The 13,271-nt window shown below is 71.2% G+C and carries 15 protein-coding genes; 3 read left to right on the forward strand and 12 right to left on the reverse strand.

The genetic code is table 11. The annotated features are described in order from the left end of the window. Positions 1-178 precede the first annotated feature (178 nt). Both ACXN5W_RS22130 and ACXN5W_RS22135 read left to right on the forward strand, forming a co-directional pair. Entirely contained in the window at positions 179-541 is a 363-nt protein-coding gene (locus ACXN5W_RS22130; protein ID WP_473160308.1) for a metallopeptidase family protein, read from the forward strand. A 183-nt stretch (positions 542-724) separates the two neighbouring features. Further along, on the forward strand, positions 725-1,453 hold the full coding sequence (locus tag ACXN5W_RS22135) for an AIM24 family protein (RefSeq protein WP_473160261.1): 729 nt from the start codon (positions 725-727) through the stop codon (positions 1,451-1,453). A 135-nt stretch (positions 1,454-1,588) separates the two neighbouring features. Here ACXN5W_RS22135 and pheA read toward each other — a convergent pair whose 3' ends face one another. From pheA to ACXN5W_RS22160, 5 genes are all read right to left on the reverse strand, one after another. Continuing rightward, positions 1,589-2,545 carry a prephenate dehydratase gene (pheA, locus tag ACXN5W_RS22140; RefSeq protein WP_473160262.1) on the reverse strand — a complete coding sequence of 319 codons (957 nt, stop codon included), beginning with the start codon at positions 2,543-2,545 and terminating at the stop codon, positions 1,589-1,591. Positions 2,546-2,554: 9 nt separating this feature from the next. Further along, positions 2,555-3,136: a hypothetical protein gene (locus ACXN5W_RS22145; protein ID WP_473160263.1), complete on the reverse strand. Its 582-nt coding sequence runs from the start codon at positions 3,134-3,136 to the stop codon at positions 2,555-2,557. 99 nt (positions 3,137-3,235) lie between these two features. Continuing rightward, positions 3,236-3,622: an ACT domain-containing protein gene (locus tag ACXN5W_RS22150; RefSeq protein WP_473160264.1), complete on the reverse strand. Its 387-nt coding sequence runs from the start codon at positions 3,620-3,622 to the stop codon at positions 3,236-3,238. Positions 3,623-3,732: 110 nt separating this feature from the next. After that, positions 3,733-4,179, reverse strand: a complete 447-nt coding sequence (locus ACXN5W_RS22155; protein ID WP_473160265.1) for a PAS domain-containing protein — start codon at positions 4,177-4,179, stop codon at positions 3,733-3,735. A gap of 165 nt (positions 4,180-4,344) precedes the next feature. Beyond that, the gene (locus ACXN5W_RS22160; protein ID WP_473160266.1) at positions 4,345-5,088 is read right to left on the reverse strand and encodes a hypothetical protein; all 744 of its coding nucleotides are present in this window, start codon (positions 5,086-5,088) and stop codon (positions 4,345-4,347) included. A gap of 164 nt (positions 5,089-5,252) precedes the next feature. Here ACXN5W_RS22160 and ACXN5W_RS22165 point away from each other — a divergent pair, with 164 nt between their 5' ends. Continuing rightward, a complete protein-coding gene (locus tag ACXN5W_RS22165; protein WP_473160267.1) occupies positions 5,253-6,455 on the forward strand; it encodes an arginine deiminase in 1,203 nt (400 codons plus the stop codon). A gap of 81 nt (positions 6,456-6,536) precedes the next feature. On the opposite strand, the gene ACXN5W_RS22170 is transcribed toward ACXN5W_RS22165, so the two are convergent. From ACXN5W_RS22170 to ACXN5W_RS22200, 7 genes are all read right to left on the reverse strand, one after another. Then, positions 6,537-7,424, reverse strand: coding sequence for a DUF5926 family protein (locus ACXN5W_RS22170; protein WP_473160268.1), 888 nt, complete (start codon positions 7,422-7,424; stop codon positions 6,537-6,539). 121 nt (positions 7,425-7,545) lie between these two features. After that, entirely contained in the window at positions 7,546-8,052 is a 507-nt protein-coding gene (locus ACXN5W_RS22175; protein WP_473160269.1) for an ATP-binding protein, read from the reverse strand. A 44-nt stretch (positions 8,053-8,096) separates the two neighbouring features. Then, complete coding sequence (locus tag ACXN5W_RS22180; protein ID WP_473160270.1) at positions 8,097-9,548, reverse strand: ATP-binding protein; 1,452 nt, start codon at positions 9,546-9,548, stop codon at positions 8,097-8,099. A gap of 71 nt (positions 9,549-9,619) precedes the next feature. Beyond that, positions 9,620-10,462, reverse strand: a complete 843-nt coding sequence (locus ACXN5W_RS22185) for a glycerophosphodiester phosphodiesterase (protein WP_473160271.1) — start codon at positions 10,460-10,462, stop codon at positions 9,620-9,622. A gap of 4 nt (positions 10,463-10,466) precedes the next feature. Continuing rightward, on the reverse strand, positions 10,467-10,802 hold the full coding sequence (locus ACXN5W_RS22190; protein ID WP_473160272.1) for a rhodanese-like domain-containing protein: 336 nt from the start codon (positions 10,800-10,802) through the stop codon (positions 10,467-10,469). Between the two features lie 28 nt (positions 10,803-10,830). Beyond that, complete coding sequence (locus ACXN5W_RS22195) at positions 10,831-11,769, reverse strand: LCP family protein (RefSeq protein ID WP_473160273.1); 939 nt, start codon at positions 11,767-11,769, stop codon at positions 10,831-10,833. Between the two features lie 258 nt (positions 11,770-12,027). Beyond that, entirely contained in the window at positions 12,028-13,239 is a 1,212-nt protein-coding gene (locus ACXN5W_RS22200; RefSeq protein ID WP_473160274.1) for an LCP family protein, read from the reverse strand. Positions 13,240-13,271: the final 32 nt, after the last annotated feature.

Consider the following 13,271-nt stretch of genomic DNA (forward strand, 5'->3'; position numbering starts at 1 on the left):
TGTTTTGTGTTCCTTCTTACCCCCTCCTCCTTGTTGCGGTGGTTTTCGCCCTCTTTTGGGACGGCCCCTCCCCAACCCCTGGGGTGGCCGCTCTGGGTGGTCGGGTTTGATCCCGTCGTGGGTGGGACCGGTCGTGAGCGGGTTCGGTGGGGCCCGGGGGCGTCGGTCCGGCGGCACAATGGGTGGTGTGCCCGTCGAGATGAGTCGCGAACGCTTCGAGGAGTTGGTCGGCGAGGCCCTCGATGAGGTCCCCGAAGGGCTGCTCAGGTTGATGAGCAACGTCGTGATCCTCGTCGAGGAGGAGTCGCCGCCGGGCGGCCCGGAACTGCTGGGCCTCTACGAGGGTTACGCGCTCACCCGGCGTGGCTGGGACTACGCGGGCGTACTGCCCGACCGGATCTTCATCTACCGCGGACCGATTCTGCGGATCTGTGCCAATGAGGACGAGGTGGTCGACGAGGTGGCGGTGACCGTCGTCCACGAGATCGCGCATCACTTCGGCATCGACGACGAACGGCTGCACGAACTCGGCTGGGGATGAGGCGGGGTCGGCCGGAACGGTCGTTCCCGCGGTTGCCCGGGGTGCCTACCCTTGGGCCGTATCCGTCGAGCGGTGCCCGGGGTCCGGCACTCCGAGGCCCGGGCGACGGCCGCCACCGGCGTTCCGATCCGCTTACGGTCGCCACCGGCACCTCAAATCAAGCCCAACCAGGAGGACCTGTAGATGCGCAGCGCGCTGTTCGCCGCCGAGAACCTGGAGAAGGAATCCGACCAGCCCGGCATGCGGCTGCAGAATTCCAAACTCCTGAAGATCGAGCTGAACGGTGAGGCGATGGCCCGGGTGGGCTCGATGGTCGCCTACCAGGGGCAGGTGCAGTTCCAGGCGCTCGGCTCGGGCGGCATCGGCAAGTTCCTCAAGCAGAAGCTGACCGGCGAGGGCGTACCGCTGATGAAGCTCACCGGCCGGGGGGACGTCTTCCTGGCCAACCTCGCGGCGGATGTCCACATCATCGATCTGGAGCCCGGCGACGCGCTGTCCATCAACGGTTCCAGCGTGCTCGCCTTCGACACCACCCTGAACTACGACATCAAGATGGTCGGTGGGGCCGGCATGATGTCCTCGTCCGGCCTGTTCAACTGCGTCTTCACCGGTCGGGGGCGGATCGCCATCACCACCAAGGGCACCCCGGTGGTGCTCAACGTCGACCAACCCACCTACGTCGACCCGCAGGCCGCCGTGTGCTGGTCGGCCAGCCTCCAGACCGGCTACCACCAGGCCGAGCAGTTCGGCCTCGGCACGCTGCTGGGCCGGCGCACCGGTGAGGCGTTCACGATGAGCTTCGCCGGCCAGGGTTTCGTGGTCGTCCAGCCCTCGGAGGAGCCTCCGGTGCAGGGTTCGGGGCAGCAGGACCAGCAGCAGGGCGGCCTGTTGGGCGGGCTGCTCGGCGGCTGAGTGGTGGTCGGGGAGCGCTTTCGGCGGAAGGCGCTCCCGGCCCTCGTCCGCTGGCTCGGCGCCAGGCAGTCGGCTCAGCCCGCGAGGCCGCTGGCTCAGCGCCAGACAGTCGGCTCAACCGGGCAGGGTGCTGGTTCAGCCCGGCAGGCCGTCGCGGATCCGGGCCAGCCAGGCCACCGAGTCGGCCACGTCCGCGTCGGAGAGCCCGGCCGGCGCCGGGACCGGCCGTTCGCTCGCCGAGCCGGACCAGCGGTGCCGGGGGTACGACCCCAGGAAGCGCACGTCGGCGCAGGACCGGCGCAGTCCCTGGAGGGCTTCGCCGAGGCGTACGTCGGCGACGTGTCCCGTGCAGTCCAGGAAGAAGACGTACCGGCCCAGGCCCTCACCTGTTGGCCGGGACTCGATCCGGGTCAGGTTGATGCCCCGTACCGACAGTTCGGTGAGGACCGTCAGCAGCGCGCCCACCCGGTCGTGGGCGATGTAGACGGCCAGCGAGGTGACGTCGTCGCCGGTCGGCGGTGGTGGCGGACCGGGCCGGGAGACCAGCACGAACCGGGTGACGGCGTCGTCGTGATCGGCGATGCCGTCGGCCAGCACCGCCAGCCGGTGTCGACTCGCGCCGATCGGGGCGCAGATCGCCGCGTCGTACCGGCCCTCGGCCGTGGCGGCGGCCGCTGCGCCGTTGGAGAGCACGTCGACCACTGTGGCGTCCGGCAATTTGGCCCGTAACCAGCGTCGGCACTGCGCGGAGGCCTGCGGGTGGGCGGCGATGGTGCGGATCCGGGACAGTTCCGCGCCGACCGGTGCCGCGAGCTGGAACCGGACGGGCAGCACGATCTCCCGGGTGATGGTCAGGGGTTCGCCCGCGACCAGTTCGTCCAGGGTCACCGGTACGGCGCCGCCGACGGAGTTCTCCAGCGGCACCACCGCGGCGTCGAAGTCACCGCCACGCACGCCGTCCAGTGCTTCGGGGACGCTGCGCGCCGGGGTCCGGACGCCGTGCTCGGCGGCCGGCACGGTCCGGAGGGCCTGCTCGGTGAAGGTGCCCTCCGGCCCGAGGTAGACGAAGCGGCTCGGTGGGTTTCCTGGCATCCGCCCAGCCTACGCAACGCCGCCCGAGCCGGCGCCGGCATCACAGGCCAGGCTGCGAATGGCGGCGGGCGCTGCGGTACGGACGTCGACGCTGCACACGTCGGTCCCGGCCGTCACCACCACCAGCCGGCCGTCCCGGCGCCGGGAGACCACCTGGAGTGGGTCGTTGTCCGGCACCGCGACCTGGGTGAACTGCCATTCCTCGGCGCACAGCGGCCCGGTGGCGACCCGGGCGTGCTCCCCGGCGGGAAGTATCTTCGCGCGGCGGAGCAGCGCGAGCACGTCGGCTCCGCTCGGCCGGCCAGAACAGGACCGAGCCGCCGCGGCGGTGGTCGGGGCGGGAATCCCGACGCCGGGCGGCGGAATGACGGCCGAGCCGCTCGGTTGGAGCGATCCCGGCCCGACGGGTACGCCGGTCGAGGGAAAGGTCGGGGCCGTGGCCGAAGCGGATTCGGGTGGCACCGGGGCGCCGGTCAGGCCGGGCGTCGCCCGGGGCTGGGGTGGGGCGCCGCAGCCGGCGAGCAGCGCGGCGAGCAGCGTCGCGACAGCCGGGGTACGCAGGCGACGGCGAACGGCGGGGGACCGGAGCACGGTTCGGGCTCCTCGGCATCGACGAGAATGAACGGCTGAACCATCGTAGATCCTCCGGCGGCCACCCTGACCATGGCGGCTCGGTGCCGGGCGGTCACCTCAGCCGGCGATCCGGTGTCCGGCGTTGCTGAGCGCGGCCAGTGCCTCGGTGAGCCGGACGGTCGGCACCAGCAGGTAGTCGGTGTCGTAGGTGGAGAAGGCCACGATGTTGACCCGGGCCTCCGCCAGCGGCACCGAGAGGGAGGCCAGGATGCCGGTCAGCGCCAGGTGCAGCGGGCCGACCACCTTCAGGCACCGCCACGGCGTCTCGACGACGGCCTCGGCCGGCACCCGGTCAGCCGGGCAGATCACGGACAACTCGTCTGCCGTCGCCGTGATCGAGACGACACCGGTGCCGCCCGTGCTCAACAGGCCGGCGGGTACCGGCGCACCGGCGGCCAGCCGGCACACGGCGTACTCCCCCGGGAGCAGAGCGATATCCAGCATGAGGGAACCATACGGTGATCAGGGGCCATGCCCAACGCCGCTTCGGTGCGGCGAACGACACAACCGGTGGATTCCGGCCCGGTCGTGGGTCGCATTCGGGCCGGTACGGGTCAGACCGGGGACAGAAAGGTCAGCGAGCCGGCCACCTTCCCGGCCTCAAGCAGGGGGGTGGCGATGGCGTCAACCGTGGCGTCCGTCTCACCGGCCGCCGAGGTGGTCACCCGCATCAGCCCTCGGGCCAACCGCTGGGAGGAGATCGCCAGCAGCGGCGGGATCCGCTCGGCGTCCTGCTCGCTGAGTTCGGCGCGGGCGGCGGTGAAGTCGAGCAGCCGCAGGCCGTTGCCGAGCAACGGGCGCCCGACAGCCTCGGCGGGTGAACCGAGGCCGAGCAGGTCGCAGCAGGATCTGGAGACCGCGGAGACGATCGTGTGAATATCGATGACCAGGCAGGGTTCGGCCGCCGCCGAAACCGTGCCGACCCACCGCGAGAAGCTGTCCGTCTCGTCCGTCGACGCCGGGGCGAACGCTTCCGTGAGGGAGAGTTCGACGTGGGCCACCGCGCCTCCTATGCAACCACCGGCAGAACCACGCTAGCCGGTTCCACCCCGGAACGTCACCCCGTCGCAACGGTGAGCCGCCGCGGCGGGCCCGACGCGCGTGTCGCCGGTGACGTCCCGCCAGCGATGGTTTCCCGTGGGACAGCGGTGGCGCTGGTTGCGACGTTACCGGGGGCTCGGCTGCTTGTCAGCGGCCGTTCGGCCGTCGGAGTACCACCGGTAGTCGGCGGCGGCCGGTTGGACCGGAAGTCCCCAGGTGGTGGGCGCGCTGGCCACCCGGAACAGCTTGTCGGCAGTCGCCGGACTGATCCGTTCGCCGCCCGCGACGAGCAGCCGGTCGAGTTCCCGGTGGGTCGCCACCAGACACTCCTTCGGCAGGCCGTACACGCTGATGACGCCGGAACCGACGAAGGTCAGCACGGGGGTGACGGGGATGTTCAACCCGACGGCCTCGGAGAGGGCACGGCTCGCCCGGCGGGCCTCCCGGCGGGCGTCCGCGACGTACGTCGGTCGCTTGCCGTTGATCTGCACGACATCGCCGGCCATCATGACCCGGGACCGCCCGTGGTCGGCCACCGTGACCGCGAACAGGCCACCCGGACCGATCGCCAGGAAGCGGTGGCGCTCCGCCACCCCGTCCACGTCGAGCAGCGCACCACGGAGGTCGGGCGACGGCAGTTCTGCCACGTGCCACGACGGGCCCAGGTGGTCGAGGCGGCTCAGTGCCCGCGCACCGGCGGCCTCCACCCGACGGGCCTCGCGCTCGGCGCGGCGGCGGCGAGCCCACTCGACCGGGTTGGGCCGGACGGGTTCGAGCACGCTGGACGGACCCGAACCGTCCTGGGTGGAACCACCGGGCGGCAGTGCCCGGCCCGGGGGGATGGCGCGTCGGGCGGGAAATACAGTCATGACGACCTCCGGCAAAAGGTCTCTTGAAGTTATGTATCCACTACCCTACGTGGACGAGCGGCCAAACGGGCAAGCGGGAGTGGCGGAGTGAGTACGGATGAATGCCACATTCATCCCCAGGCTGTTTTCCCGGATGGTGCCAACCGCTGGCCTACGCTGCACCAATGACTCACTACGTGGACAGTGAGGTCGGCCGGTTGGGCACGGTCCTGTTGCACCGGCCCGGCCCCGAACTGGCCCGGCTCACTCCTCGGAACAACGACTCCCTGCTCTTCGACGCGATCCCGTGGGTGGGACGCGCCCAGGAGGAACACGACGGGTTCGCCGCCGCGCTCCGCACGCGGGGTGTTGAGGTGCTCTATCTGGGCGATCTGTTGACCGAGACGCTGGCGATGCCGGCGGCCCGAGAGGAGCTTACCGATCACGTGCTGGCCGACCCGCGTCTGGGCGAGACGCTGCGCCGGCGTGTCGCGGACCACCTCGCCTACCTGGACCCGGGCGCACTGGCGAACGTGCTGACCGCCGGCCTGGCCCACGAGGAACTGCGGACCAGCCCCGACCGACCGGGCGGTCTCGTCTACCGGCTGATGGACCGCCACGACTTCGTGATCGACCCGCTGCCGAACCTGCTGTTCACCCGGGACTCCTCGGTCTGGATCGGAGACCGGGTGGCGGTGACCAGCCTGGCCATGCCGGCCCGCCGCCGGGAGACCTCGCTGACCGAGGCGATCTATCGGCACCATCCCCGATTCGTCGGCACGGACTTCGTGTACCGGCCGGAGTTGGAGCCCGTGGAGGGCGGGGACGTGCTGCTGCTGGCCCCCGGCGTGCTGGCCATCGGGGTGGGCGAGCGCACCACCCCGGCCGGAGCCGAGCGGCTGGCCCGCCGGGTTTTCGCGGCCGGGCTGACGCACACCCTGCTCGTGGTACCGATCGCCCAGCAGCGCGCCACCATGCACCTGGACACCGTCTGCACGATGGTGGACGTCGACGCCGTCCTGATGTATCCGAACATCGCGCACAGTCTGTCGGCGTACACCGTCATCGCCGGACCGGACGGCGAGTTGCGGGTCGACGGACCGGCGCCGTTCCTGCGGGCCGCCGCCGACGCGATGGACCTGGACATGCTGCGGGTCATCGACACCGGGCTCGACCCGGTGACCGCGGAACGGGAACAGTGGGACGACGGCAACAACACCCTGGCCCTGGCACCCAGACTGGCCGTGGCGTACGAGCGCAATGTGGAGACCAACGCCCAGTTGGAGCGGGCCGGCATCGAGGTGATCCGGATCGCCGGGTCGGAGCTGGGCTCGGGGCGGGGCGGGCCGCGCTGCATGTCCTGCCCCATCGCCCGCGCCCCCCGCTGAGCCGAAAGGAAGGGCACCTTGTTATCGCTTTTTGTATAGCAAGGGCCCCCTGTTAATCAGCGCGTTAACCAGCGCGGATGGTCAGCGCAGCGCCACCTGCCGGCCGAGCAGGCCCTGCCGGGCGCGGCGACCGGCGGCGTCCAGCGGGGTGCCGTCGGCGACCGCCTCGGCGTACCGCTTGGCGAAGTCGGCCACCGGTCCGGCCCAGTGGTCGGCGCCCGGCTCGCCGGGCAGATCCCACACCGGGACGAGCCGCCCGTGCGCCCGGAACATGCCGGCGAACTTCGTACCGGCACCGAGCAGCAGCTCACCGGCGGCGCCGAGCCGGGCCAGGGCGTCCAGGGCGACGTCCTCGTCCTCCGGCAGCACCCACCGGACGTGGGCCTTCTCCGGCACCCGCACCCAGTACGCGGCGCGAGCGGTCTCAAGCCGCTCGGTCGGATAGATGGAGGCGTTCGCGCGCTCCAGCGACGCCTGGACCGTATTGTCCTGCAACGACTCCTCGGCCAGCCAGAACTCGAAGCCGTCATGCATGGTGATCTCGAGCGGGCCGTCCACCAACACGTCCGGCAGCCGGGGCCCCTCCCCGGGCAGAGCGGGTACCTCGACCGGCTGGCCGGGCTCGGTACGCAGGGCGCACAGCAGGGCCTCGGCGAGATCCCGGGAGACGTCCCCGGACTGCACGTGGCGCTGCAACCCGATCAGCACCGCACCGTCGGCGCGGGAGATCGCCGGCGCCGCCACCGGCAGCACGGTGGCCACGGTCACCGGCCGTTCGCCGTACTCCTCGATGATCTCGGGACGGAGCGTCAGCGGTGCCGACGCGGCCGGGACGAATTCCCGCAGCGCGATCCACTCGACCTCGTCCACGAGTCCCTCGAAGGGTCGGGGCACGAAGATGTCCCGCAGCTTCTGGCGCTTGGGCGCCACGTCGCCACCGGCACGGTTGCTCTTACGACGCTTGCTCACGGTTTGACAGCCTAGCCAGCCGAACCGTCCCGGCGTGGCCCCCCAGCCGACTTCAAGCCGGCGGGCGGCGGGACGGCAGGAGGCAGCGGCAGGCGGTGGGATGGCGGGCGGCGGAACCGCGTCAGGGCCGAACGGCGGTGAGCAGACTGGCCGGGTCGCTGGCACCGTCCTGGCCGGCCGGGTCGCGGGCACCGTCCTGGCCGGCCGGGTCGCCGGCCGGAGCGCGTAGTTCGGCCCAGACGCTCTGCCCGAGCCCGTCCCGGTCGGTCCCCCACCGGCTGGCCAGGGCGGACACGATGTGCAGGCCACGGCCGTCCAGCGCGTCAAGGTCGGCGGATCGGGCCTGTGGGGTGGCCCTGCCGCCGCCATCGGTCACCCGGATCTCGACGATGTCCGTGCCCTGCTCGGCGCGGTGTCGCCAGGCCACCCGGATGACGTCGCCGGGCAGTGGGTCGGCGTGTCGGATGGAGTTGCCGACCAGCTCGGCCAGGACCGCCACGGCGTCGGCGAGCAGACCGGGCCGGACCACGGCGCCGAGCTCGGTGGACAACCGGTGTCGCGCCAGCCGGGCGCCGCGTGGCTGGTACGGCACCACAAGGCACCAGGCTCGCGTTCCCGGACCGGTCATCGCCGTCATCCTCCTCCGCCGGCCATCGCCGGTGCCGCCCAGGGTCATGCCCGCGGTAGCCGTACTTCCGCGACGGTACCGCCACCCGACCGAGGTCGGAGGCTTACCCATCCTTTTTGTCGCTCTACGATGGTTCTAACCAGGTATAGACCAAGTCCCGCGCCCGGATAGCGCCGCCGGTCTCCCGACTCACCCTGCCAGAACCTGTCAAAGGCGCGTTCCACATGCTCCGGCCGGACCCCGATGCCCCGGTCACTGACCCGGAACAACACGGACCGCTCATCGGCGCCGGCACCGATCTCGATGGCGGTACCGGTCGGCGAGTACTTCCCGGCGTTCGTGACGAGTTCGATGAGCACGGTGGGCAGGCTTGTCCGGTCGCCCATCGCCGCCGGCAGGGCGGTCGGCAGATCCAGCGTCAGCCGCCGGCGCAGGTCGCGCGGAAGGTCGACGACCGCGTCCGTGAGCGCCGCGGTGAGATCAAAGGGTACGGGTGGAGCACCGCCCACCGAGCCGGCGTCGGTGGCGGCGGACAGCAGCCGGTCGACCAACCGGGCCAGCTCGTCGGTGCGTTGGCCGATGATCCGGGCCGCCGCCCGACGGTCGGGCTCGGGCACCGAGTCCCAGTGGTTGCTCAGCGTGTCGGCGAAGCCCTTGATCACCGTCACCGGCGTACGCAGCTCGTGGCTGGTGACCGCCACGAACAGGTCCCGATCGTGGTCCCGTTGGTGCTGTTCGGTGACGTCGGAGATGGTCACCACCCGGGAGGCGACCGTGCCGGGCAGCTCCCCAGTGGTGATCTTGAGCCACCTGCCGTCCGGCAGCCGGTGGTCGAGCACCTGTCCGGGCGGCGGAAGCGGGAACGGAAGCGTCTCGTTGAGCATCCGGGCCGCCGGCAACCCGGTGATCCGCTCGGCCGCCGGGTTCCACAGCCGGACCCCACCGTCGTGGTCCACGATGGCCAACCCGTCGGCGAGGGCGGCCACCACCGGCCCGTCGCCGTGGACCGGGAGCCCCGCCTGGTCACCGTAGAGGTGGGCGACGCAGGTGGCGACGAACGTCAGCACGGTCCGCGTCTCGACGCCCGGTGCCGGGGCGTCGCTCGGATACAGGGCGTGCAGGCCGCCCACGGCCAGGCCGCCGATCTCGGCGCGGGCCACCAGCATGCGACCGAGGCCGTGCCCGTCCAGCCGTACCGCGAGGTCCTCGGCGAGGTCCTCGACCCGGAGTTCCTGGCAGCGGGGGCCGGTCAGGGTGGCCGGGTCGCCGACCGGCACCGGCCGGCCCACCGTCCACTCGGCAGCACCGCTGGCCGCCACGACGCGCCCCTCGGTCGGGGCGTACTCCACGAACACCATGCCGTCCGCGTGAATGGCGTCCTGGACGATCCGCAGGAGCTGGGCGAGCACCGGTAGGCCCGCGTCACCAGAGTTGATCAGTTCGATGATGGCGGTCTGCCCGGCGAGCAGGGCGGGATAGTCGAGTGCCTCCGGCATGGTCCAGAGTCTGCCCCGTGCGGCCGGTTTCCGGCAGGCCGCCCACCCGGCTGTCGACGCACCGTGACCGGTCAGCGGCCCAGACGCTCCAGGATGAACGCCGGCCGGTCGGTGATCACGCCGTCGACGCCGCAGTCCAGCAGCAGATCGAGGTCCTCCGCCGCGTTCACCGTCCAGACGTAGACGCCGTTGCCGGCGGCCCGCAGCGCCGGGATGAGCTGGGGTCGGGCCCGCACCAGGCCGATGCCGGGGCCGGCGATGCGGGTGCCGAACGGCAGCCGGCCGGACCGCAGCCCGGGAGGCAGCACCTCCAGCAGCAACACCGTGGGTACGGTCGGCGCCAGGGCGTGGATCCGTCGTACGGCGAGGGCCGAGAACGACATGACGGTGACCCGGACCGGCTGACCGGGGTCCCGGTGCAGCAGGCCGTGCTGGTCGAGCAGCCCCACCAGCCGGCGCTCCACGTCGGCACCGTGCCGGGTGGGGTGCTTCGTCTCGATCAGCAGCTCGACCGGCCGGCCGGCGTCCTTGACCGCGCAGAGCAGCCCGTCCAGGGTGAGCAGCCGGCTGCGCGACGGGTCCGGCGGCTGGTCGGTGGGCGCGTCCTCGCTGGAGGCGCCGGGGTGCCACGAACCGAAGTCGAGTTCGGTCAGCTCGGCCAGGGTCCGCGCGCTGACCCGGCCGCGTCCGTTGCTGGTGCGGTTCAGCCGCCGGTCGTGGACGCAGACCAGGTGGCCGTCCCGGGTGAGTCGCACGTCACACTCCAGGCCGTCGGCACCCTCGGCCAGGGCCTGCCGGTACGCCGCCAGGGTGTGTTCGGGCAGTGCCTCCGAGGACCCTCGGTGGGCGAAGACGAGCGGGCGGGGCAGGTCCTCGCCGTCCGGGCCCAGCGCGCGGGCGGCAGCGCGGCGCATCCGCTCAGACCACCCGGGCCGGCTGCCCGTCCTCGCTGGTCAGCGAGCGACCGGCCGCGGCCCACTGGCGCATCCCACCGGTCAGGTTGTGGACGTTGTCCCAACCGTTGCCCAGCAGGTAGCCCACCACCTGAGCCGACCGGCCGCCGGACCGGCAGACCACCACCACATCGCGGTCGGTGGGGATCTCGGCGAGGCGGGCGGGCACCTCCATCATCGGCAGATGGTGCGCGTCGGGCGCGTGGCCCGCCGACCACTCGTCCGGCTCACGCACGTCGAGCAGGTAGGCGTCGTCCGGCACGTCGGCCGGGCTCACGGAGGGAACATCGGGTGAGAACACAATCGCCTAGCCTAGGCCAGAGCACCCGCTACAGCCGGTTCACCCACCGCGAGTTGGCCCGGGTCCAGTTGTCGAGTGCGCCCGTACGCAGGGCCTGGAACAGCCCGTCCGACTCCGGGTCGAGCAGGTCGTAGGAGACCTCGTCGACGGTGTCCGGGTGCGACGGCACCTGCACCCCGAGCAGGGCGCTGGAATGGACGCCGCGGAGTGCGAACACCAGGTCCGGTAGCTGGGCCCCGTTCGTGTCGACGGTGAACGCGGAGCCGATCGCCCGGATCACCTGATCCAACTTGACCGGGTTCGTCATCAGGTCCGTCGGCGCCACCCGATCCATGATCGCCCGCAGCAGCTGCTGCTGGTGTCGCTGCCGGTCGTAGTCACCGTTCGGCAGGTCGTACCGCTGCCGGGCGTAGTCGAGGGCCTGCCCACCGCTCATCTGCCGGCATCCGACGGCGAAGGTGGCGCCGGTGTGGATCGACCGCACCGGGGTGTCCACGCACATCCGCACCCCGCCGACCAGGTCGATGACCCGCTCGAAGCCGGCGAAGTCGATCAGGGCGGCACCGTCGAAACGGACCCCGGTCATCCGGCTGAGCGTGGCGGAGAGCAGTCGGGCGCCGCCCTGACCGCCACCGCCGTACTGGAAGGCGGCATTGATCTTGTCGCTGCCGCCGGCATAGGACCCGGCGGGCGGGATGTCCACCAGGAGGTCGCGGGGCACCGAGATCAGGTAGGCCCGGTCCATGCCCACCGGAACGTGCGCGATGATGATCGTGTCGGACCTGGCCCCGCCGCCCGGCTCGGCGGCTCGCTGGTCCGAGCCGATCAGCAGGTAGTTCAGCGGACCCGACACGGTGGCCCGGGACCGCCGGGCGATCTCGTCGAGCAGGGTTTCCTTGCTGACGCTGTGCTCGTACCGCTCGGTGATCACCCGGATGCCCAGGCCGGCGACGAGCGCGAAGGCCACCAGCAGCAGCCCCGCGAGGATCGTGAGCCGGGCCCAGAGCGGGCCGCGACGGCGGCGTGGGCCCGTCGGCTCCGGGTCGGTCTCGGGACCGGCCGGACGCGCGTCCTGGGCATGGCTTCGGCTGAACGTGGCCCCTCCCGACCCGCAGTTATGTGAACCTTTCTCGGTTCACCCTACGGGCCGGCGATGGGCACACGGTGGCTTTTGCTTCACTCACCGTGACAATCCCGTTGGGACGCATCGGGGTCGGGCGCGGGATCAGACCTTCGGCGCCAGCGCGTCCGGATGGGTCTGGATGAACTCGGCGAGCTTGTCGTTCTTGACCGCCCGGAACATCTCCAGGCTCTCCGACGTGAGCGCCTCCCGGTCCTCACCGTTGCTGCTCTTGTGCGAGTTGAACTTGCCGCCGTTGGTACGCAGCAGGGTCAGGTCGTTCGCCGTGACGCCGCGCATCGTGAAGATGAAGTCCGCGATCGGGACGCCGTTGGTGTCCAGGGTGAACGCCTTACCGGCCGCCTTGATCAGGTTGTTCACCTTCACCGGGTTGGTCATCACCCCGCCGTCCATGGCCTTCTTGGCGATGGCCTTGATGACCTGCTGCTGGTGCCGCTGCCGGTCGTAGTCACCGTTCTTCAGCCCGTACCGCTGGCGGGAGAAGTCCAGCGCCTCCCAGCCCTTCATGTCCCGGCAACCCGGCTGGTAGACCACCGGGGTGTACCGCTTGCCGCTCTTCTTGGCGTCGGTGATGTACATCGGCTTGCCGTCGACCCAGGTCATGTGGTGCGAGGTGACCTTCTGGTCCACGCAGATGTGGATGGTGCCGAGGGCGTCGATCACGCTCTTGAAGCCACCGAAGTCGATGATCGCGGCGCCGTCGAAGCTGACGCCGGTGGCGTTCTTGATCGTCCGGGCCAGCAGTTCCGTGCCACCGGCCCAGCCGCCGCCGTTCTGGGCGCCCGCGTAGAACGCACCGTTGATCTTTTCCGTCGTGCCCGCGAACCCGTTCTTGGCGAACGGCGGGATCTGCACCTCGGTGTCCCGGGGGAACGAGATCAGGTAGGCCCGGTCGTGGGCCGCGGGGATGTGCAGGATGATGATCGTGTCCGGCCGGGTGTCGTTCTTGTTCCAGCCCTTCCGGATGTCCACGCCGAGCATCAGGATGTCGATCGGCCCCTTGAGGTCCTTGCCGCCCTCCGCGCCGCTCTTGCCGGACCCGCCGAGCAGGTTCTCCTGGTCGATCGCGCCGGTGGCGCTGCTGATGATCGCCTTGCTGCCGACGATCGCTCCACCGCTGAGCATCATCAGCACGGCACCGAAGATCACAAGCGTCCGGGCCCAGGCGGGATCGCGGCGCCGCTTGCGCGTCGTCCCCTTGGGTGGATCGGTCGGCGGCCGGGAGGCGGAGGATGAGTAGACGGGTGCCGCTGGCGGCTCCATCGAGGTGGAACGTCGACGGGTGTCAACCGGCATGCCTGCTCCAGTTCACGGGTCGGTGGCCAGCC

This window comes from Plantactinospora sp. A48 (genome assembly GCF_055793945.1).

Excerpts from the sequence above, each read along its gene's own strand:
- pheA (WP_473160262.1), bottom strand. The coding sequence starts at position 2,545 with ATGCCAGGAAACCCACCGAGCCGCTTCGTCTACCTCGGGCCGGAGGGC.
- ACXN5W_RS22150 (WP_473160264.1), bottom strand. The coding sequence starts at position 3,622 with ATGCTGGATATCGCTCTGCTCCCGGGGGAGTACGCCGTGTGCCGGCTG.
- ACXN5W_RS22165 (WP_473160267.1), top strand. The coding sequence starts at position 5,253 with ATGACTCACTACGTGGACAGTGAGGTCGGCCGGTTGGGCACGGTCCTG.
- ACXN5W_RS22200 (WP_473160274.1), bottom strand. The coding sequence starts at position 13,239 with ATGCCGGTTGACACCCGTCGACGTTCCACCTCGATGGAGCCGCCAGCG.
- ACXN5W_RS22180 (WP_473160270.1), bottom strand. The coding sequence starts at position 9,548 with ATGCCGGAGGCACTCGACTATCCCGCCCTGCTCGCCGGGCAGACCGCC.
- ACXN5W_RS22130 (WP_473160308.1), top strand. The coding sequence starts at position 179 with ATGGGTGGTGTGCCCGTCGAGATGAGTCGCGAACGCTTCGAGGAGTTG.
- ACXN5W_RS22135 (WP_473160261.1), top strand. The coding sequence starts at position 725 with ATGCGCAGCGCGCTGTTCGCCGCCGAGAACCTGGAGAAGGAATCCGAC.
- ACXN5W_RS22160 (WP_473160266.1), bottom strand. The coding sequence starts at position 5,088 with ATGACTGTATTTCCCGCCCGACGCGCCATCCCCCCGGGCCGGGCACTG.
- ACXN5W_RS22185 (WP_473160271.1), bottom strand. The coding sequence starts at position 10,462 with ATGCGCCGCGCTGCCGCCCGCGCGCTGGGCCCGGACGGCGAGGACCTG.
- ACXN5W_RS22175 (WP_473160269.1), bottom strand. The coding sequence starts at position 8,052 with ATGACCGGTCCGGGAACGCGAGCCTGGTGCCTTGTGGTGCCGTACCAG.